Genomic DNA, 22,099 nt, shown 5'->3' with positions numbered 1-22,099 from the left:
TTATTTTTATCGCAAAATCATTGTTATTTTTTGTATCTAATATCTAATTTATGTCATTGTATGCTGCTGGAAATTAGTTTCCGAAATCACTCTTACTGTCTAAATTACCTGTTGGTTCATCTGCAAATATTATATCTGGTTTGTTTGATAGTGCCCTTGCTATTGCTACTCTTTGCTGCTGTCCTCCTGAGAGTTCATTTGGAAAGCTTTTTATCTTGCTCTCTAGTCCTAAAATTTCTATTATTTCCGATATGTAGTCCTTATCTATTTTTTTATTATCTAATGATACTGGCAATGTTATATTTTCATACACGTCTATAACTGGTATAAGGTTAAAGCTTTGAAATACAAATCCGAAGTTTCGCCTTCTCAGTATCGAAAGTTTTTCTTCTGATAGATTAAATATATTCTCACCATTTAATAATACTTCACCTGATGTAGGCACATCTAGTCCTGCCATGCAGTGAAGCAGCGTACTCTTACCTGAACCGCTGGGGCCTACTATAGTAGTGAATTTTCCATTTTCTATAGAAACTGATACTTCCTTTAAAGCCTCTACTTTATTGTCACCTTTGCCGTATGTCTTAGTCAATTTTACTGTCTCTAATATGCCCATAATCTCCACCTCATCTTTTATTCGATTATATTTAGACCTTCTACTATATTAAGCTTTTCTACTTTCTTTGCAGATACATAAGATGACAATATGCATATAACAATAACTATAGCACTGTACAATAGTATTGGTATAACTGGAAATTTAAATTGCAGCCTTTCGCTTATGTTAAATCCAGCCTTGTACTGCCTGTTTACCAAACTGTAAAATGAATAAACGTTATAACTGCCTATTAAAGCCGCTATTATGCTGCTTAAAAGGCCATAAATAATCGATTCTTTTATTATCATGCTTTTAAGCTGCTTGACTGTCATGCCTATTGCTCTAAGTGTGGAAAACTCATTTGTACGTATCAATAAGTTGGTTTTTAGCGTATTATATACATTCATGCCTGCTATTAGTAATATCAATGCTACGATCACCATGTCTGATTTCAATACTCCCGTAAATCCTTTTTGGCTCTTTTCTATATAACTTAGCTTGCTTTCCACACCTGCAAAAGGCTTGTCCTTTAGAATCTTGTTTATACTATCATACACATAAGTGTCCTTTTCCGCCTCAGACTGCACACTGATCTGGTCATATGTACTTTTCCCTGAAATGGTCATTAAGTACTTTTGAGGAAGGATTATCTCCATCCTGGCTCCCCGTGTACTGTCACCTTTAGCTGTCCATTCCTGCTTTAATAGTGCACCTACTCTGATATTTTCCTCTTCATATGCTATTTTGCCATTTCTGATAACAGGAATCCTTATTGTCATGGTATCACCAACTTTTAAATCTTTTCTAATTCCCTCAAGCTTATGTTTAAAAATATCATAATAGTAATTAAATACTATTGCATTTGGATATTTATCTGATGAAGTATTCAGCGATGACATGTACCCTTTATCTATATACTTCTTAAATCCCTGCAACTGATCATCATCATAGCCTTTTACTTCTATCGTTGTTTCCACATTTCTATTTGTATCTGAAATTCCATTGTACTTTTTAAAGTCATTATCTAAATCATTTACATCAGATTCCAAAAAACCTTCCATAGATACCTTTGTACCTACTTTTTTCACTCCTTCTATCTGAGATATGGCTTTTACATCATCATTTGTATAACCTGTAAAATATAGATCTATATTTGGACCAAACAACAATTTAAAATCATAGTCATGCATGTTTAAAACATACGGTGTTGTATTATACACCGCATCTCGGTTGTTAAGAAATGCAATATCATCTATAAATAAATATCCTGCCATTGCTGCTGATACAACTATTATTATAGTCCTCCACTTATTTCTCCACACATTTTTATATGCCATCTCACCTGTTATCCCAGATATCTTTTTTATAAACTTATGGTATCCTCTATTTCTTTGTTTTCCACCTGATCTATCGCTCTTTCTCATAGCTTCTATTGGTGATATCCTTCCTGACATCCATATGGGTATTATACTTGATAATATGACTGTTGCTGTACCGACTATTACTGCATTCCATATGTTTTTCGCACTTATGTACACTGTTGATTGTGATACATCTAAAAATGCAAAGTTAAACAACTTCATCCCAATATATGAAAATGCAATACCCATCAATAGACCAAGAGATAATCCAATGATGAGAATAAATAAGCTTTGAAATCCTATTATCAGTCTCACTTGTTTCTTTGACGACCCTATAGCCCTCATCATGCCTATTTGTTTTATCATGTCTATTAAAGATATGTTAAACATGTTATATATAAGAAGAATCGCTGTAATTACTATCAAAATATTAAAATGACGTACAGAAGCATTCGTATTTTGAGAACTGTAATCATCAAGTGCTGTTACCAGTTGTATATTTAGGTCATAATCCCATCTTCCTATATTATACCTCTCTCTTATCTGATTCAACTGACCCGATAGATTAGCCTTTGATTTCAATTTGACGATTTCTTCATATGTTATAAGATTGTCAGGCAGTACATTTTTTTCACCTTCTTTAAAGTATGTAAATCCTCTCAGTGAATAGTATCCATCATAATATTGTTTGGGCTTATCTAATATCCCTACTAATTTGAACAACTTGTTTTCTATGTATATTTGGTTCAGGCCGTTTTCATCTTTATATTCCTTTTTGATTTTAAAATTTATTGTCTTACCCAGCTTTTCTTTAAGTCCCATCTTTTTTAAAGCCTGTGATTCTAATACTATTTCTCCTTGCTTATTTGGCAAATGACCTTTTGTAAGAGTGTATCCATTCATCTCTATGTAGTCTTTGTCTGTTGAATTTAATATCATTGAAATTCCATTATCAGTAACGAGATTTCCTAGATTAGCTGCTACTGCAGATTTACTTACGTCTTTATCATTTTTTATTTTCTCAGTCAAGTCTTTATTTAGATTAGTAAATATGCCCTGATATGTTCCATACATTTTGTAAATATTAGCAAGCTGATTTCTGCTCTGGCTTTCAAATATAACGTTAGTACCAAATACAAGCATTACTGCCAAGGCGACACCTAATACTAAAGCAATCGTCCTTCCTCTTTGTTTTTTCAGATATGATAATGCTAAATATATATATACCTTCATTTCTATCAACCCCTGTATTTATATAGTTCATGCATAACCTCCTCTATATAAAGACGTTTGAATCATAAGAATGACTCACACACATACCATATTGATTCGCCACAAAATCCCGTGCTGCAAAATATATAATTGCACTGATTTTTATAAAGAATCCCTCAGTATTAATCAATAAACACTTAACTCTGACAGAGTAATATCAATATTTCTGTACTTTGATTTTAAGTCATCTATTGTAGGTTTTAGTTCACCATGTACGAAATTTGTAGAAATCTTTACAAGTATTTTATCGCCTTTTTTAAACTCTTCTATATAAACTACTTTAGTGTAATCTTCATTGTAATAGCACAATTGAATAGAGTGATTATAAGGATTAGATGGATTAGGATCTTTTTTGTATTTCCATGCATTGAAGAATTTTAAGCCTGTGGGAAGTTTATCAGGTATAATTACATCATCTGATGCTTTTTTAGCATCTTCTATTGAGTTAAATATATACATGTTGTCAAAAGTATTATATACATATACAATTCTGGCAAATTTGGCTTTAAATCATCCTTATTTACTAATGTATTGAAATCTATATTATATGTTACTATTCTTTTGACATCTCCATTTAGTTCTTCATGTTTAACTATAAAATTTGTCTTTTTGTCAATCCAGTATGTGTCTGTTTTTATTCTAAACTTTGCTTTACTTTTTTTTATTTTTGTCTCAACTTTAATTACATTAGTGTCGATACCGTCTAAATTTTCACTGCCAACCAGTTTATAATTACCATATTTATATATATCGTCCACTTGCGATTTTAGTTTCAACACAGGTGATGCCAATGGATTAGTCCATTTCAAAACACCTTTTTTCGATTTTTTATCATAGTTCAGTGTCTTAGTGCCATCAGCAATCAATATTTGATCACACCCCTCCATTCGATAGCTTAATGGCCCTGCATATATTTCTTTCCAGAACTCCTTTTTTATCACTTTATTATTTTTTATATTTGTCTCTACTATGTTTGTATCAAGTACTATGGTTTTCACACTATTATAGGTCTTCTGCATTGCATAAACGATATTATAAGATGGTGATAAGGTACCATCTCCGATTTTTGTACCTATTAAAGGTAAATTAAATAATTGTATTGATGTGAAGAATATCAAGGTGGCAGCAATAAGCGATGACTTTCTCCTTCTTTTAGCTTTGATGCTTTTAATCACATCTTTGTCTTTATAATAGGTATCTTTTAAATCTTTTAAATTTTTTAGCAGTGATATCGTTTCTTCATCATCAAAAGCCGATTCACTGTTAATATTTAATTCATCAATAAGCTTATTAAGGTCATCACTATTCATTTCGCAATACCTCCTTTTTCATCAATTCACGCAATTTAATTATTGCTCTATACTGAATATTTTTTATGCTTGATGTACTCTTGCCCAATATCTTTGCGCAATCTTTTAGGCTGAGACCTTCTATAATGCGAAGTTCTATAACTGTTCTGTATTTTTCAGGCAAAGACAATAGGCAAGAATAAAGGCGATCTTTCTCTTCAAGATTTACAACATATTCTTCTAACATTACGTTATCAGAAAACATCTCCACATTCATTTCATTAAAATGTATATCACTTATTTTCTTTTCTCTGTATTTATCTATCATAATATTCCTAGCAATGCTTTTTAAATAAGGCAAAAAAAATTTTTTATCCCGCACGTTTTCAAAATTTTTAATTGCCCTCAAATATGTTTCTTGAACAATATCATTTGTATCATCCACATTATTCACTCTATAATAGACGTATTTAAATAATAACGGCCATGTTCTATCGCATAAATATTCAAGATCTGGATAATCCATTTTAACCTCCCACATAAACTGCATCTATAATATAAGACGTAAAAATTATAAAAAGGTCTCACATAAATATTTATGTAATACAAAATGTCAACTTAAAAAAAAAGAGATACTGTCGAGAATTTTATTTAACTTTTGAGGAACTTAATTAGATGTTTTAAATAATACAGTATTTCATTATTCATGATACTTTCTATCTTTTTTAAATAATGGCCACAATTCGCTATATCATCATATTCAAGGTATAATATAGATAATTTTACGTAAACTTTTATAAGTTCCTTTCTATTATCAATGTTTTCAAGAACATTTATTATTTCCTTATATAATAAGCATTCTAACAATACTAGCTAAGCCAGGTTTTCACCTGGCTTATAATCCTTCATTTGATAAGATCATTCAAACAATGCTCTGACAAATTTTTCTGAATCAAATTCTTGAAGGTCGTCAATTCCCTCTCCTACGCCAATAAACCTTACTGGTATATCAAGTTCGGATTTTATCGATATTACAATGCCGCCTTTTGCTGTACCATCAAGCTTCGTCAAAATAATTCCTGTTACATTTACTGCTTCTTTAAAGATTTTTGCTTGCTGTACCGCATTTTGACCCGTTGTAGCATCTAAAACTAATAAAGTTTCAATATTTGCATTATCAAATTCTCTTTGAGCTACTCTATATATTTTTTTTAGTTCCTCCATGAGATTTTTTTTGTTGTGGAGCCTTCCTGCTGTATCGCACAAAATTATGTCAGCACCTCTCGCCTTTGCCGCTTTTATACCATCAAATACTACTGACGCTGGATCAGAACCTTCTTCATGTTTTATAATTTCACAATTATTTCTGCCAGCCCAAACTTCTAATTGATCTATTGCTGCAGCTCTAAACGTATCTGCAGCTACAAGCAAGACCTTTTTACCTTCATTTTTATATTTATTGGCAAGTTTACCTATTGTAGTTGTTTTGCCAACACCATTTACGCCGACAATTAAGATCAGAGTTGGAGATGTTATATTAAATGGTCTTTCATTAACTTCCATGATATTGTATATTTCTTCTGCAAGTAGATCCTTTATCTTATCGGCTTCTTTTATCTTTTGCTCTTTTGCCTTAATTTTCATATTTTCTATAATTTTTTCAGTAGTAACAACACCAACATCGGCTAAAATCAAAATTTCTTCTAATTCTTCAAATAATTCATCATCTATTTTTCTTCCTAAAGATAAAATGCTATCAATTTTTGCCGTAAAATTATTTCTTGTCCTAGTTAAACCATCTTTTAATTTTTGATATAGCCCCTTTTTATCTTTTTCTAAATTAGCATCTTCTTTTTTGTTTTTCTTGAAAAAATTTAACATACTTTTGCATTCCTTTCTAAGCAGTTTCTAATTTCAATGATAATAATTTCGAGATGCCTTTCTCCTGCATCGTTACTCCATATAATGTATCAGCTACAGACATCGTACCTTTTCTATGTGTGACAACAATAAACTGTGAATCTTTAGAAAGTTCCTTCAGGTAGGATGCAAACCTATCAACATTTGCATCATCAAGTGCTGCATCAATCTCATCAAGTATACAGAACGGAGTAGGTCTTATTAATATCATAGCAAACAATAATGATATTGCAACTAATGCTTTCTCACCACCAGATAAAAGAGAAATATTCTGCAATTTTTTACCAGGCGGCTGAACATTGATCTCTATTCCGGTATTCAACAGATCATCTGGATCTGTTAAAATCAATTCAGCCCGTCCGCCACCAAACAATTTTTTAAATGTCTCTTTAAATTGGGCTTCAATTAATTCAAAATTATCTTTAAATTTTATTTTTATAATTTTATTTGTCTCGTCAATAATAGAGTTAAGAGAATTTCTTGCATCTACTAAATCATCATATTGCTTTTTTAAAAAATCAAATCTTTCCTTCACATTTTTATATTCCTCTATAGAATTTAGATTGACTACGCCCAAATCTCTTATCATTGCAGCAAGTTTTAATGAGCGTTGCCTCAATGTTGAAATGCTTTCATCGATTAAGTAGGATTTAGCATTTCCAATTGTTATTTCATAATCTTCCCAAAGGCGATTTTTAATATTCTCTATTTCCATCTCAATCTTTTGAATATTTAAATCCAAGCTTCGTTTTTTTTCTAATCTCTTTGAGTGTTCCTTCTCCAAAATAATTAACTCATTTTTAGCATCATTGATTTTATCTACTTTCTGATTCAACATATCTTCAAGTTTTTGTATCTTATCACTGGTCAATTTTAACTTATCTTTTAAAGCATTATTTTCCTCTATAGACTTTTGCTTAGCTTCTTCATAAATTATTTTAGAATTTCCATATTTATTAAGGTTGTTCTCAATTTCACTGATGTATTTTATCGTATTTTCATATTCTAATTGTTTTTCATTTAACTTAGAAATATCATTTTGTAAATTTTGCTCATATCTTGCCAATTCTATCTTTAAATTTGTAATTTCTGCCTCCAACTTACTTAATAAGCCATTATTATTATCACGGTTATCTTTGTAGTCTTTAATTATTTTGTCTAATGATGATTTTTTTTCACTGAGGATAGAAATTTTACCCTTATAACTTTCAATTTCTTTGTTATAGCTTTTTATAACTTCTTCTAATTGACTTTTTTCTATTTCGTTGTCTTTTATAGTAGCGTATATTTTTTCAATTTCGCTCTCTAAAGTCGCTTTGTTCTTTGTATATTCATCAAAAGTATTTTCTCTATTGTTAATATCCTTTAATACATTATCCAGCTTTTCCTTGATTGTTTCTGTCTTTCTTGTTAAGTCTTCTTTTGACTTTTCCAATTCTTTTAGATCTTTTTCTAATTCTTTACATCTCATACTTGCATATTTAATGTCTTCCTTGCGTTTTAATATGTTTTGAGATTTATGATTAATGCTTCCGCCAGTTATTGAGCCACCAGGATTTATAACTTCACCTTTTAATGTGACTATTTTAAATTGGTTTTTAAATTTTCTTGTCAGTAAAAGTGCCGTATCAATATCCTTTGTTATTATTACTCTTCCTAAAATAAATTTTATAGCTTTCTCAATTCTTTTGTCGTACTCTATTATATCAGAAGCCAATCCTACAACACCATCGACATTATCTAGCGATTGATCAAATGATTTATAGCTTATATTATCAAGGGGTAAAAATGTCGCTCTTCCAAAATTGTTTTTCTTTAAGATCGATATTAAATTTTTTGCATCTTCTGTAGTTTTTGTGATGACATCTTGAATAGCTGAGCCTAAAGCTATTTCAATAGCCAATGAATGTTCACTTTTTACTTTAATCAGCTCACCGACAACACCTAATACATTTTGCTTAACTTTGTTATCAGTTTCAATGTATTTCATTAAGTTCTTTATGCTGTAGCTATACCCTTCATAATCTCTGTCCATTTCTCTTAAGACTTTCAGCCTTGATAAATTACTATTGTATTCATTTAGCATTCTTCCATATTCTTCATTTTTGATTTTAATTTCATTTTCTAAAGCATTTAAATCAGTTTCAATAGAATTCTTTTCACTATACATTTTTTTTATTTCATCTTTAAGCGACTGTATATTACTGCTTATTTTAATTATTTCTTCTTTTTTATTGTTTATATCGTCAAGCAACATTCCTTGTGTTTTATTTAATTCATTTAATTTTTCCAATAAGTTATCTCTCATTATTTCAGTAGTTGAAAGATTGTTTTTATTTTCTGCAATCTCATTCAAAATGTCTACGATGTCTTCCTTAGCAGTTTCCACTTCTATTTGCTTCATATCAGCTTCTTCTTTTGTCGAATCATATTTCAAAGTCAGATCATTTAGATTTGCCTCTAATTCCATCTTTCTTGATTCTAATCTCTTTATATCATTTTTAATATTCTCTATTTCTTTCAATATTGTAGTAGATTTAATTTTACCTTCATCTAATGATTTTTTTAACCTATCTATATTTTCTTGGCTATTTTTAATTTTTTCGTTTAAAAGGTCTATTTTGCCATTTATAGTTTCCATATCATTTAAAGAATTAAAATAATTTTCTTTGTTTATATCTAATTCTTTCTTCAAATTGTTGATTTTTGATTCTTCATTATCAAGAGTTTTCTTTCGTTCTTCAATTTCCGATTGAAATTTTAATATCTCTTTTTCAATAACATCTTGTTCTTCTTTAAGATTATTTAGTTTTTTAAATAATTCCTCTACATCAAAATAATGTATTGTTATATCTACTCGTTTTTTCTCTTCTTGCAATTTTGTATACATTTCAGCCTTTTCTTTTTGCTCATATAGCGGCTCTAATTGATTTTGAAGCTCACATAATATATCATTTATTCTATTTATGTTTTCGTTAGTAGCAATCAACTTCTTTATGGCCTCTTCTTTTTTGTATTTGTACTTTGATATTCCAGATGCTTCTTCAAAAATTTGTCTTCTATCTTCTGGTCGTGATACTAATATCTCGTCTATTTTACCTTGACCAATGATAGAATATCCATCTCTCCCAATTCCTGTATCCATAAACAATTCATATACGTCTTTTAGCCTGCATTGAGTTTTATTAATATAAAATTCACTTTCACCAGATCTGAATATTTTTCTGGTAATAACGACTTCCGTAAAATCCAAAGGAAGCATGTGGTCACTATTATCCAACGTTAAAGTTACTTCTGCAAAACTTAAAGGCTTTCTCTTTTCAGTGCCCACAAATATTACGTCTTCTAATTTATTACCTCTTAAGCTTTTAATGCTCTGTTCCCCTAAAACAAGCCTTACAGCATCCGATATGTTACTTTTGCCACTTCCATTTGGACCAACTATCGCCGTTATTCCCTTTTCAAAATTTAATATAACTTTATCAGCAAAGGATTTAAATCCTATTATTTCTAATCTTTTTAAAAACATAAGACCCTCCAAGTTTTTAATGTTGAAAAAAGTAATTTATAAAAGATAATTAAAACCTGCATCAGCAGGTTTTAATTATCTTGGCTCTACTATGAACTTTATAGCTGTCCGGGTCTCCCCTTCTATTTCTATTTCTGAAAAAGCTGGTATAGTAATTAAATCTATACCATTAGGTGCCACAAATCCTCTTGCGATTGCTATCGCTTTAACAGCTTGATTTACGGCTCCTGCTCCAACAGCCTGTATTTCAGCTACAGACTTGTCTCTTAATACTGCTGCCAACGCTCCTGCTACAGATTTAGGTTGAGATTTAGCTGATACTTTTAGAACCTCCACTATAATAACCTCCTTAGTAGAATTGAAAATGAATACAAAATATATATTCTATATATATTTATCAAATCCTTCTTTTTATAAAAATTTTTTTAAAGATTATATAGTGGACTTATTTATGTAGTTTTCCATCGAGTCTTTATACAATTGACCATTAAATCCTACATATACACTATCTTCCGGAATATCAGATGTTTGAATTATCCTTATTTCTGTATTATATTTTGTTTCTAAATAAATCTTATTTCTCTTTTTTTGTCCTACTAAAGTTGATGTTGCCCGAGGATTAGTATAAATATCTACTAATCCATCTTCTATGCCGTTATTTTGAAATATACTATCTAAAATATCTTTCACAATTGATGATTTAACTAATTGCCCAAAAGCAGGGTGAAAAGGACCTGCCACAATATCACTATTAACATTAATATCGTCTGTTGCTTGTAAACCGATTCTAATCACATCTATACCATTTTTTTTAAATTTTATATACAGTATTTTTGACAATTCTACGGCACTTTCTAAATCAATCGGTTCATATACACCATTTCTATACATCTTTTCAAGATAAGTGCCTTTTACCACAAGAGTTGGGTAAATTCTTACAAACTCTGGCTGCAGAGAAATTATTTCATTAGCCGTTTTTAACGATTTCTGCTTGTTATCTCCAGGCAAACCTATCATCATTTGTAACCCTAATGTAAAGCCATATTGCTTTATTAATCTTGAAGCATTGCAAACATCATTTGCAGTATGACCTCTCAGGGTTTTCAGCAATACCTCTTCATCCATGCTTTGTACACCAAGTTCTATAATTGAGACACCATATTTTTTTAAATTTTCAAGAATAGCATCATCTATATAGTCAGGTCTTGTTGAAAGGCGTATTGCATCAATTTCACCAGATTTAATATAATTTTGTGCTATGCTTAAAAATTTTTTTTGCTTTTCTAAAGGTATTCCAGTAAAACTTCCCCCATAAAAAGAGACTTCAATATGCGATTCTCTTGGTATAGTTTTTAGATATTCCTTTATAGTATTATCTACATATTCTTCATCAACCTTGGATTTAAAACCAGTAATCTCATCTTGATTGCAAAACACGCATTTATGTGGACACCCTAAATGTGGTATAAAAATTGGTATAATATAAATATTATTCATTTCAATCCCATCTTATTTAAAGCTTCCATGGCAGCATATTGTTCAGCTTCCTTTTTGCTTCTTCCTATGCCTCTGCCAAGCTTATTTTCACCAACATAAACTTCTATTACGAACATTTTGTTATGATCAGGTCCATATTCATTTATTAGTTTATAGATTATTTTTTCTGACCCCATTTTCTGCGTAACTTCTTGCAGTTTTGTCTTATAATCACGATATATTAGTCCGCTTAATACTTCTTTTATTATTTCATCAAAAAGCCTTAAAACTATATCACTCGCAGTTTTAAGATCTGAATCCAGATAAATAGCCGCTATCAATGCCTCCATAGCATCTGCAAGAATAGACTCTCTATTGCGGCCACCAGTCATCTCTTCGCCCTTTCCCATAAGCAAATATTTGCCAAGATCTATTTCTCTGGCACATCTGGCAAGGGAAGGTTCACAAACTATTTCAGACCTGTACTTAGACAAATATCCTTCTTCTAAGTCGCTTCTGTTTTTATACAAGTATTCACTAATTATAATGCTTAAAACAGAGTCTCCTAAAAATTCTAATCTTTCATTGCTTATGCCTGCATTTTTGCTTTCATTTGCCCATGAACTGTGTGTTAGCGCATTTTTAAGCAATTTTTTGTTGTTAAAAACATAACGTATGTTTTTCTCCAGATTATTGTATTTATTACTGATTTCCATGATTGTTCCTCTTTCAATATTTTTTAAATACTAATGTTGCATTGTGGCCTCCAAAACCAAATGAATTTGATAAAGCATAATCTATTTCCATTTCTAATGCTTTATTAGGTACATAGTCTAAATCACATTCAGGATCTGGCGTTTCATAATTAATCGTAGGTGGAACAATTCCATTCTTAATCGCCAGTATCGTTGCTACTGCTTCAACAGCTCCTGATGCACCAAGCATATGACCGGTCATAGATTTTGTTGAACTAACTTTTAGTTTGTACGCATGTTGCCCAAATACATTTTTAATTGCCATAGTTTCATACTTGTCATTGTATTCTGTGGAAGTTCCATGGGCATTAATATAATCTATATCTTCGGGAACAATGCCAGCATCCTTTAATGCAAGTTTCATCGCCCTTGCAGCACCTTCGCCTTCAGGTGCTGGAGCCGTAATATGATATGCATCAGCAGTAGCTCCGTAGCCTACAATTTCGCCATAAATATGTGCACCTCTATTTAAAGCATGTTCTAGTGATTCAAGTATAAGCGTAGCCGAACCTTCTCCCATTATAAAACCATCTCTATTTGCATCAAATGGTCTACATGCTGTTTTAGGATCATCATTTGTTGACATTGCCTTCATCGAGCAAAATCCCGCAATTGCTAGAGGTGTTATAGCAGCTTCGCTTCCGCCTGTCACAATTACATCTGCATCACCTCGTTCAATAACCTTGAAGGCATCACCTATGGCGTTCGTACTAGATGCACATGCATTGACTATTGTCTCATTGTGGCCTTTAAGGCCAAAAGTAATTGATATAAGTCCTGCTGCCATATCTGCTATCATCATTGGAACAAAAAACGGACTTACTCTGCCAGGCCCTTTCTCCTTTAGTATATTTTGTTGATTTTCTAGTGTTTCTATACCGCCTATTCCAGAACCATATATAACACCGATTCTATCTAGATCTTCTTTTTCTAAATCAAGCCCAGAATCAATCAAAGCCATTTTTGCAGATGACAGTGCAAACTGTGTAAATCTATCCATTCTTTTGGCTTCTTTTTTATCTATATATTCAGTTGGTTCAAAATTTTTTACTTCAGCTGCTAATTTTGTAGGATATGAGGAAACATCAAATCTCGTGACTTTATCAATTCCAGATCTGCCGTTAATAAGTGAATCCCACAGCTCATCTATATTATTACCGATTGGAGTTATAGCTCCTATACCAGTTATTACAACTCTGTTCATAAATAATCCTCCGTTAAATAAATTATCGAATTAAGTCCCGCCTTTGCGGGACTTAGTATTATTTTTCAAGATTTTTCAGATACTCCACTACATCACCTACAGTTTTTATTTTTTCTGCATCTTCATCAGGAATTTCAACATCAAATTCTTCCTCAAGTGCCATGATTAACTCAACAATATCTAGAGAATCTGCTCCAAGGTCATCTATAAAAGATGATTCCATAGTAACTTCTTCTGGATCTACGCCTAACTGCTCTACAATAATATCTCTAATCTTTTCAAATTCCATAAAGTTCACCTCCTCTCAAAACACCCATATTAGAATAATATTACATTACCATTCCCCCGTCAACATTAATTACTTGTCCTGTAATATAATCTGAAGCATTGCTAGCAAGAAAAGACACGACATTTGCTATATCCTGTGGTTTTCCTGCTCTTTTTAATGGAATTGAATTTATCATTGTAGATTTTACAGAATCACTTAATATTTTTGTCATATCTGTTTCAATAAAACCCGGCGCAACTGCATTGACTGTAATGCCCCGCGATGCTAATTCTTTAGCCAAAGATTTTGTCAATCCAATAATTCCCGCCTTTGATGATGCATAATTTACCTGTCCAACATTTCCAACAATACCTACTACTGAGGATATATTTATAATTTTACCTTTTCTTCTTTTTATCATATACTTAGAAACAAATTTTATTACATTAAAAGTCCCTTTTAAATTTATATCTATCACATTATCCCAATCTTCTTCTGACATTCGAAGAATCAAATTGTCTTTTGTAATTCCGGCATTATTAACTACAACATCGATATGTCCAAATTTTTCTATAATGTTGTCGATCATTTTTTCTACTTCTTTGTAATCAGAAATATCACATTTCACTGCATATGCATCTACACCTAATTTCTTAGCTTCTAGTACTGTGTCATCAGCATCTTTCGAACTTTTTGAATAATTAATAACGACATTGTAACCATCTTCTGCTAGTTTTAAAGTAATTGCCTTGCCTATTCCTCTTCCGCCTCCTGTCACTAATGCCGTCTTTATTTCCTTTTCCATTAATTCACCTCCAAACTCGATAGAAGTTTAACAAGCGTACCCATATCTTCAAAATTTAACGCTTTTTTGGTCTTATCTATCCTTTTCATGAATCCTGTCAGAGTTTTCCCTGGACCTATCTCAATAAATGTATCCACCTCATCTTCAATCATTCTTCGTATAGATTGTTCCCACAAAACAGGGCTGCTTACCTGTCTTACCAACATCTTCTTCACTTCATCCATCTTCAGGTAATCTGCAGTAACATTAGTTATGACAGGAACAGACATATCATATGTATAGATTTGTTTCAAATCTCCTTCTAACTTAAAGCCAGCTTCTTTAAGCATGCAGCAGTGGAATGGAGCACTTACTGGAAGCATAACAGCTTTTTTCGCACCTTTAACCTTAGCCAGCTCAACAGCCTTTTCCAATGCTTTAATTTCACCTGCTATTGATAGCTGACCTGGACAATTATAATTGGCCGGCTCCACAATTCCGACATCTTTTACATCATAGCATATGTTTTCTACAGTTTCATTATCAAGTCCTATTATTGCTGCCATTCCTCCGATTCCGATGGGAACAGCATTTTGCATATATTCGCCTCTCTTTTTTACAAGTCTCACTGCATCTTTAAACGACAATGCACCTGAATATACAAGTGCACTGTATTCTCCTAAACTTAAACCAGCAGTTACATCTGCTTTTATGCCTTTATTTGACAAAACTTTTGTCAATGCAATGCTTACCGTCAAAATAGCTGGTTGAGTGTTTTCAGTTTTCATAAGTTCTTCATCGGGACCTTCAAAACAAAGCTTTGCAATATCATATCCTAATGAATCATTAGCTTCTTCAAAAACTTCTTTTGCTTCACTAAAGTTATCATATATTTCTTTTCCCATTCCAGCGTATTGTGCACCTTGACCTGGATAAATAAATGCAATTTTCATTATTCAAAGCCTCCGTATAGATTTTTAATAATCTTTTTAGCATCATCAAAAAGTTCTTCTATTATCTCTTTTGCAGGCTTTATATCGCTTATAAGACCTGATATTTGACCAGCCATAACAGAACCATTTAAAACGTCACCATATACTACAGCATCCCTCAATTTGCCTTCTCCTAATTTCTCCAGTTCCTCTTTAGACGCTCCATTTTGCTCGGCTTTTTCAAATTCTCTTGTAAGGTGGTTCTTTAAAGACCTGACTGGATGTCCAGTCGCCCTTCCTGTTACAACTGCATCTCTGTCCTTTGCATTTACAATATACTGCTTGTATTTTTCATTTGCTGTGCATTCTGTCGAACACACAAATCGTGTACCCAGTTGTACACCAGATGCTCCAAGGCAAAAAGCAGCTGCAACACCTCTACCGTCACCAATACCACCTGCTGCTATTACAGGAATACTAACAGCATCAACAACTTGCGGCACAAGAGCCATAGTTGTAAGCTCACCTATATGCCCTCCTGATTCTGTTCCCTCTGCTATTACTGCGTCTGCACCAATAGATTCCATTCTTTTAGCCAATGCAACAGATGGTACAACTGGCACAACTTTTATATTTCTTTCTTTTAATCTACTTATATATTTTCCTGGATTGCCAGCACCTGTCGTTATCATACTTACTCTTTCTTCTAAAACTATTTCCATTACCTCATCCACAAACGGCGACATCAACATTACATTAACACCAAAAGGTTTATCAGTCAATCTTCTGGCTTTCTGTATTTGCTCTCTTACAAAGCTTGCAGGTGCATTTCCTGCACCAATAATGCCAAGACCGCCGGCATTTGAAACTGCAGCAGCTAACTCAGCTGTTGCAACCCATGCCATTCCACCTTGAAATATAGGATATTTCAAACCAAATAAATCCGTAATTTTTGTATTTAACATATCTTCACCCCTATTTAAACCACTTTATTACAGTTGAACCCCATGTCAAGCCAGCTCCAAATGCTACCATCAGTATAATATCACCATTTTTTATTTTACCAGCTTTCAAAGCTTCATCCAACGCAACAGCAACAGACGCCGCAGACATATTGCCATATTTATCAAGATTTATAAAAACTTTTTCTTTAGACAATTTTAATTTTTTTATTGCTGCATCTATTATTCTGATATTAGCCTGATGCGGTATAAAAATATCTACATCTTCGGGTTTTAACCCGCATCTATTTAAAACTTCTATAGTAGCAGTATTCATAACATTTACGGCAAATTTAAAAACTTCCTGTCCATTCATGTGAATTGTATGCAGTTTATTCTTAACAGATTCCTCACAAGCAGGCATTCGTGATCCACCAGCAGGCATATAAAGATGCATGCCACCTTTTCCATCAGCACCAATAAAATTATCTAAAATTCCATATCCATCTTCTACTTGTCCTACTATTGCAGCTCCGGCACCATCCCCAAATAAAACACAAGTATTTCTATCTTCCCAGTTTGTTATCTTAGAAAGTACATCAGCAGCTATTACAAGTACATTCTTATATGTACCATTTTCAATAAACTGTTTTGCTATGGAAAGTCCATATATAAATCCGGAACAGCCAACCTCTATGTCAAATGCTGCTGCTTTTATAGCACCAATATTCGCTTGCACAAGACATGCTGTAGATGGAAAGTTCATGTCTGGAACTACAGTCGCAACTATTATTAAATCTATATCTTCAGCAGTTATTTTAGCATCTTCAATAGCCTTTTTTGCAGCTTCTGTTGCCATATACGATGTTGTCATAGATGGCGGAGCTATACGCCTTTCTTTTATGCCTGTCCTGGATACAATCCACTCATCAGATGTATCAACCATCTTTTCCAAATCTTTATTTGTCAACTTATTTTCTGGAAGAAAACTCCCTGTCCCCAGAATACCAGCTTTAAAAGTATTATTTTGCGACACTTATATCATCTCCAATCACTTCTATTTCCCTTTGTATGTGAGATATGACATCCATTTCAACGATCGTCTTTGCCTGTCTTATGGCATTAAAAATTGCCTTTGATTTTGAACTTCCATGTGCTTTAATAACTGGTTTTTTTATACCAAGAAGTGGAGCTCCACCATATTCCGTATAATCCATCTTCTTAACAATATTTTTTAAGCTATTATAAATTAAAATTGCACCTAGTTTTGTCAATAAATTTTTTTGAAGCTCTTGTTTTAACAATGAAGAGATTACAGAAGCAGTTCCTTCCATTGATTTTAATATTGCATTACCAACAAATCCATCACAAGTGACAACATCAGCAATTCCATACGCTATATCTCTACCTTCAACATTACCAATAAAGTTTAAATGGGAATTTTTGATTAAATCATATACTTGTTTTGTCAGTTCATTTCCCTTTTCTTCTTCTGCTCCTATATTAAATAAGCCTATTTTAGGATTATCTATATTTAACATCTTTTGTGCATATACATTTCCCATTACAGCAAATTGAAACAGATTTATTGGTTTGCAATCAGTATTAGATCCTGCATCAAGCAAAATTGTAGCACCATTTAATGTTGGTAAAATCGGAGCCAAGGCAGGTCTGTCTATTCCTTTAATCCTACCAATTTTTAAAAGGGAACCAGCCATCAATGCACCAGTATTTCCTGCTGATAAAAAAGCATCTACTTCGCCTTTTTTTAGCATATCAATACCAACCGCCATAGAAGAATCTTTCTTTTTCCTGATTGCTGCCACGGGTGGCTCATTGTTTGTGATTGTTTCTGTCGTATGTACTACAGTCAAACCTTTTTCTTCTCTAACATATTTATCTAAATGGTCTTTATTCCCTATAAGGACAATTTCTATGTTAAAATTCTCTAAAGCTTTGTAAACCCCTTTTACTATTTCAAGTGGTGCATAATCACCACCCATAGCATCAACTGCTATTCTCAAGATTATTGCATCTCCTTTTCAGTATTATCACTTTCTAATGATGCCAAAATAAACTTACCTCTAAAAACTTCCTTATTTTTTACTTTTATCATAACCCATACGAAATATTTATTCCCTCTTCTTCTAATAACCTCTGCCTTTGCAACAAGACGATCACCTATCCTTACTGGATATTTATATTTTATATTTGCTACGCCTATTAATGCAGCATCAGCATCAATTACAGAAATAGCTAAAGATTCTGCCTGTGAATATATATAATGTCCCCTAATAATTTTTGTCTTTAGAAAAGCCATATCAGGTGTCGGCTCAAAAACAGATATGCCACTTTTGCCCAGTTCTAAATCGATAAGCTCACCAACTATCTCGCTTCCAACTATCGCTTTTACTTTATGATAGTTTTCCTCTGCAACATTTTTAATTCTCTCCCTAAGTTCTGGGATTCCAAGTTCCATCCTGTCAAGTCTTATTGTCTGTACGCTTACTGAAAACAACTCAGCAAGTTCATCATCAGTGTAAAATGGATTTTTATCTATTTCAATCTTTAATTGTCTTAATCTCTCTTTTTTATTTAGCTTAGTGGCCACATTATCAGCTCCAAATATAAGTTGTTTTTATGACTTACTCATAATTATAAATTACAGAATATATAAAAGTCAAGAAATAAAAAGAAAAGTAATAGAGTTAACTCCATTACTTTTCTTCTACTTTCAATACCTCTTTGCCATCATAATAACCACAGCTTAAACAAACTCTGTGAGGTAACTTTGGCTCATGGCACTGTGGACATAATACATAAGCAGGTATTGCTAAACTATGACTATGTCTTCTTTTGTCCCTTCTTGCTTTCGATGTCCTACGCTTTGGAACTGGCATAAAATACACCTCCTACATTTTCTGCAGTAATTTATTCAAAACTGAAAGGCGTGGATCAACTTCTTTTATTTGGCAATCGCATTTTTCATGATTAAGATTTTTACCGCAAATAGGACATAGACCTTTACAATCAGGTGAGCAAACAAACTTCATAGGAAGAGAAAGTTCTACATTTTCAATGACAATCTTAGTTAAATCCAATTTATCATCTTCTACTTCATATGAATAATCTTCATCAGCTTCATTTAAGATTTCATCTATTGAAATTATAAATTCATGCTCAAATTCCTCAAGGCATCTATCACATGGAACCTTAATAGCGCCACGGACTAAGAGCTTTAATATTATACCTTCACTATCATGCGTTATGTTTCCTGTAACACTGATTGGTTTGCTGACTACGTAGCTGTCGTTATTTGCCTCCAGAACACTTAAATTTTCAACATAATTAACTTCAATGCTACGTCCCCTATGTCCCTTAATCTTTGATAAATCTATTTTCATTTTCTCACCCCAATATAATTGCCAAAATTAATTATACTAATGGGGTAAACATTTGTCAAGAATACTATTTTATACTCTCTACAATCTTTTCAGTATCCTTTGCAATCATATACTCCTCATTAGTCGGCACAACCATAACATATACTTTTGAATCTGCGGTCGATATTATAGCTTCTTTACCTCTTACATTATTTTTATCTTTGTCTAGTTTGAAACCTAAAAATTCCAATCCATCAAGTATAAACTCTCTTACTTCAGGACCATTTTCACCAATACCTGCCGTAAACACAATGACATCGACACCACCCATTGCTGCTGCGTAAGAGCCTATTGTCTTTTTTACACGATATGCAAATACATTTAATGCAAGTTGTGCTCTCTTGTTACCATTTTTAAAAGCAGCATCCTCCAAATCTCTAAAATCACTGCTTATTCCTGAAATACCATATACGCCTGACTTTTTATTCAATATGTTAACTACTTCTTCTGCAGTAATATTTTCTTTTTCCATTAGATATGAAATTATAGATGGATCAATGCTTCCTGAACGTGTTCCCATAGCCAAACCTTCTAGCGGTGTAAATCCCATGCTTGTATCTACCGATTTTCCATTTTTAACTGCAGCTATGCTTGAACCATTTCCAAGATGACATGTTATAATTTTTAAACTTTCAATAGGTTTATTGAGTATTTCTGCCGCCCTTTGTGAAACATATTTATGGGACGTACCATGAAATCCATATCTTCTAATTTTATACTTTGTATAGTACTCATAAGGAATCGGATACAAGTAAGCATAATCAGGCATTGTCTGATGAAAGGCTGTATCAAAAACAGCAACCATTGGAACGTCTGGCATGATTTGTTTGCAAGCTTTAATTCCCTCTATGTTTGCAGGGTTATGCAGAGGAGCTAATTCTATGCAATCTGTTATCGCTTTTAAAACATCATCATTTATAAGAACAGATGAAGTAAAATATTCTCCTCCATGTACGACTCTATGTCCAACTGCATCAATTTCTGACATATCCTTTATAACACCGTAATCACTATTTACCAATGCGTCCAAAACTAATTTAATTGCATCCTTGTGGTCTTTCATGTCTTTTTTTATTTTTATTTTTTCGCCGTTTGCATTGTGTGTTAAAAGCGAATCGTTTATCCCTATTCTTTCAGCAAGGCCTTTCGCTAAAACATTTCCATCCTTTGATTCGATTAATTGATACTTTAATGATGAACTTCCACAATTTATAACAAGTATTTTCATAATTTTCATCCTCCATACCATAGCTTTTTTATTGAGCTTGTACAGCCGTTGTAGCAATTACATCAACAATATCTTTGTAGCTGCATCCTCTAGATAAGTCATTTACAGGTGCTCCCATTCCTTGCGTTATCGGTCCTATAGCATTTGCCTTTGCCAATCTTTGTACGAGCTTATAACCAATATTGCCTGCTTGTAAATCAGGGAATATAAGTACATTAGCACGTCCTGCAACAGGACTTCCAGGTGCTTTTAACTCGGCTACTTCCTTAACAAGTGCAGCATCTAATTGCAATTCACCATCTATTGCTACATCTGGCATCAAATTTTTAGCAATTTCAGTAGCTGTCCTCACTTTATCAACTAATTCATGTGATGCGCTGCCTTTCGTTGAAAATGAAAGCATAGCAACCCTTGGTTCCATCCCCAATAAAGTTTTTGCAGTATTTGCAGATTGTACTGCTATAGATGCAAGTTCTTCTGCATTTGGTGACGGATTAACAGCACAATCAGCAAACAAAAATACTCCATTTTCACCAAATTCACAATTAGGAACTTCTATTATAAAAAAGCTTGATACAATTTTTGCATTTGGCGCCGTTTTTATAATTTGAAATGCTGGCCTTAGTAAATCAGCAGTTGCATGAATAGCCCCAGATACCAATCCGTCTGCATAACCTTCTTTTACCATCATACAGCCAAAATAAATATTATCTTTAATAGTCTCTTTAGCTTTTTCCAGCGTAATCCCTTTATTTTTTCTGAGTTCATAGAAGTCGCTTGCATATTTATCAAATTTTTCTGACTTTATAGGATCGATAATCTCGGCTTTTGAGATATCTAACCCTTCAGCAGCGTTCCTTATCTCATCTGCATTTCCTAAAAGAATTAAATCAGCAATCCCTTCCTTCAGCACTATGTCAGCTGCTTTCAGCGTTCTTGGCTCTGCGCCTTCCGGCAAAACTATTTTCTTTTTGTTGCTTTTTGCTTTTTCAATAATGTTTTGAATAATACTCATAAGATCGTCCCTTCCTTTAATATTATTTATCTTAATATTTTCTCCTGAATTAAAAAGGAGAAATATATTGTATACACATTTTAC

22 protein-coding genes are annotated in these 22,099 nt (G+C 32.6%); all 22 read right to left on the bottom strand.

Annotated elements, in window-relative coordinates; translation table 11 throughout:
* Positions 1 to 73: 73 nt before the first annotated feature.
* The 22 genes from J2Z80_RS10070 to pta all read right to left on the bottom strand — a co-directional run bounded on the left by J2Z80_RS10070 (position 74) and on the right by pta (position 22,015).
* Positions 74 to 616, bottom strand: a complete 543-nt coding sequence (locus tag J2Z80_RS10070) for an ABC transporter ATP-binding protein (RefSeq protein WP_245301265.1) — start codon at positions 614 to 616, stop codon at positions 74 to 76.
* Between the two features lie 17 nt (positions 617 to 633).
* Positions 634 to 3,192: an ABC transporter permease gene (locus tag J2Z80_RS10065; RefSeq protein WP_209454274.1), complete on the bottom strand. Its 2,559-nt coding sequence runs from the start codon at positions 3,190 to 3,192 to the stop codon at positions 634 to 636.
* A gap of 165 nt (positions 3,193 to 3,357) precedes the next feature.
* On the bottom strand, positions 3,358 to 3,690 hold the full coding sequence (locus J2Z80_RS15010; protein WP_245301264.1) for a hypothetical protein: 333 nt from the start codon (positions 3,688 to 3,690) through the stop codon (positions 3,358 to 3,360).
* Positions 3,669 to 4,541: a LolA family protein gene (locus J2Z80_RS10060; protein ID WP_245301263.1), complete on the bottom strand. Its 873-nt coding sequence runs from the start codon at positions 4,539 to 4,541 to the stop codon at positions 3,669 to 3,671. The genes J2Z80_RS15010 and J2Z80_RS10060 overlap by 22 nt, the downstream gene beginning before the upstream one ends.
* Entirely contained in the window at positions 4,534 to 5,046 is a 513-nt protein-coding gene (locus J2Z80_RS10055; RefSeq protein WP_209454273.1) for an RNA polymerase sigma factor, read from the bottom strand. The genes J2Z80_RS10060 and J2Z80_RS10055 overlap by 8 nt, the downstream gene beginning before the upstream one ends.
* A 392-nt stretch (positions 5,047 to 5,438) precedes the next feature.
* Complete coding sequence (ftsY, locus tag J2Z80_RS10050) at positions 5,439 to 6,401, bottom strand: signal recognition particle-docking protein FtsY (protein ID WP_209454272.1); 963 nt, start codon at positions 6,399 to 6,401, stop codon at positions 5,439 to 5,441.
* A 16-nt stretch (positions 6,402 to 6,417) separates the two neighbouring features.
* Positions 6,418 to 9,969: a chromosome segregation protein SMC gene (gene smc / locus J2Z80_RS10045; RefSeq protein WP_209454271.1), complete on the bottom strand. Its 3,552-nt coding sequence runs from the start codon at positions 9,967 to 9,969 to the stop codon at positions 6,418 to 6,420.
* Positions 9,970 to 10,044: 75 nt separating this feature from the next.
* Positions 10,045 to 10,305, bottom strand: a complete 261-nt coding sequence (locus J2Z80_RS10040; protein WP_013297966.1) for a stage V sporulation protein S — start codon at positions 10,303 to 10,305, stop codon at positions 10,045 to 10,047.
* A gap of 96 nt (positions 10,306 to 10,401) precedes the next feature.
* A complete protein-coding gene (locus J2Z80_RS10035) occupies positions 10,402 to 11,466 on the bottom strand; it encodes an elongator complex protein 3 (protein WP_209454270.1) in 1,065 nt (354 codons plus the stop codon).
* A complete protein-coding gene (gene rnc / locus J2Z80_RS10030) occupies positions 11,463 to 12,161 on the bottom strand; it encodes a ribonuclease III (RefSeq protein WP_209454269.1) in 699 nt (232 codons plus the stop codon). Before rnc ends, J2Z80_RS10035 begins: the two co-directional genes overlap by 4 nt.
* 13 nt (positions 12,162 to 12,174) lie before the next feature.
* Positions 12,175 to 13,404, bottom strand: coding sequence for a beta-ketoacyl-ACP synthase II (fabF, locus tag J2Z80_RS10025; protein WP_209454268.1), 1,230 nt, complete (start codon positions 13,402 to 13,404; stop codon positions 12,175 to 12,177).
* A gap of 58 nt (positions 13,405 to 13,462) precedes the next feature.
* The gene (gene acpP / locus J2Z80_RS10020) at positions 13,463 to 13,693 is read right to left on the bottom strand and encodes an acyl carrier protein (protein WP_013297969.1); all 231 of its coding nucleotides are present in this window, start codon (positions 13,691 to 13,693) and stop codon (positions 13,463 to 13,465) included.
* A gap of 40 nt (positions 13,694 to 13,733) precedes the next feature.
* Positions 13,734 to 14,477: a 3-oxoacyl-[acyl-carrier-protein] reductase gene (gene fabG, locus J2Z80_RS10015; RefSeq protein WP_209454267.1), complete on the bottom strand. Its 744-nt coding sequence runs from the start codon at positions 14,475 to 14,477 to the stop codon at positions 13,734 to 13,736.
* Positions 14,477 to 15,409, bottom strand: a complete 933-nt coding sequence (gene fabD / locus J2Z80_RS10010; RefSeq protein ID WP_209454266.1) for an ACP S-malonyltransferase — start codon at positions 15,407 to 15,409, stop codon at positions 14,477 to 14,479. The genes fabG and fabD overlap by 1 nt, the downstream gene beginning before the upstream one ends.
* Positions 15,409 to 16,353 (bottom strand): enoyl-[acyl-carrier-protein] reductase FabK, encoded by a 945-nt coding sequence (gene fabK / locus J2Z80_RS10005; protein ID WP_209454265.1) that lies wholly within the window; start codon positions 16,351 to 16,353, stop codon positions 15,409 to 15,411. The genes fabD and fabK overlap by 1 nt, the downstream gene beginning before the upstream one ends.
* A gap of 10 nt (positions 16,354 to 16,363) precedes the next feature.
* On the bottom strand, positions 16,364 to 17,365 hold the full coding sequence (locus J2Z80_RS10000) for a beta-ketoacyl-ACP synthase III (RefSeq protein ID WP_209454264.1): 1,002 nt from the start codon (positions 17,363 to 17,365) through the stop codon (positions 16,364 to 16,366).
* On the bottom strand, positions 17,352 to 18,353 hold the full coding sequence (gene plsX / locus J2Z80_RS09995; protein WP_209454263.1) for a phosphate acyltransferase PlsX: 1,002 nt from the start codon (positions 18,351 to 18,353) through the stop codon (positions 17,352 to 17,354). Before plsX ends, J2Z80_RS10000 begins: the two co-directional genes overlap by 14 nt.
* A gap of 2 nt (positions 18,354 to 18,355) precedes the next feature.
* Positions 18,356 to 18,940, bottom strand: a complete 585-nt coding sequence (gene fapR / locus J2Z80_RS09990) for a transcription factor FapR (RefSeq protein ID WP_209454262.1) — start codon at positions 18,938 to 18,940, stop codon at positions 18,356 to 18,358.
* A 106-nt stretch (positions 18,941 to 19,046) separates the two neighbouring features.
* A complete protein-coding gene (rpmF, locus tag J2Z80_RS09985; protein WP_013297976.1) occupies positions 19,047 to 19,229 on the bottom strand; it encodes a 50S ribosomal protein L32 in 183 nt (60 codons plus the stop codon).
* A gap of 12 nt (positions 19,230 to 19,241) precedes the next feature.
* Positions 19,242 to 19,733 carry a YceD family protein gene (locus tag J2Z80_RS09980; RefSeq protein WP_192401744.1) on the bottom strand — a complete coding sequence of 164 codons (492 nt, stop codon included), beginning with the start codon at positions 19,731 to 19,733 and terminating at the stop codon, positions 19,242 to 19,244.
* A gap of 64 nt (positions 19,734 to 19,797) precedes the next feature.
* Positions 19,798 to 21,000, bottom strand: coding sequence for an acetate kinase (locus tag J2Z80_RS09975; RefSeq protein ID WP_209454261.1), 1,203 nt, complete (start codon positions 20,998 to 21,000; stop codon positions 19,798 to 19,800).
* A 28-nt stretch (positions 21,001 to 21,028) separates the two neighbouring features.
* On the bottom strand, positions 21,029 to 22,015 hold the full coding sequence (pta, locus tag J2Z80_RS09970; RefSeq protein WP_209454260.1) for a phosphate acetyltransferase: 987 nt from the start codon (positions 22,013 to 22,015) through the stop codon (positions 21,029 to 21,031).
* Positions 22,016 to 22,099 lie beyond the last annotated feature (84 nt).

Source organism: Thermoanaerobacterium butyriciformans (assembly GCF_017874545.1).
Taxonomy (GTDB): domain Bacteria; phylum Bacillota; class Thermoanaerobacteria; order Thermoanaerobacterales; family Thermoanaerobacteraceae; genus Thermoanaerobacterium; species Thermoanaerobacterium butyriciformans.
Note: the sequence above shows the minus strand (reverse complement) of the source record. Positions and strands in the feature narration are given on the sequence as shown.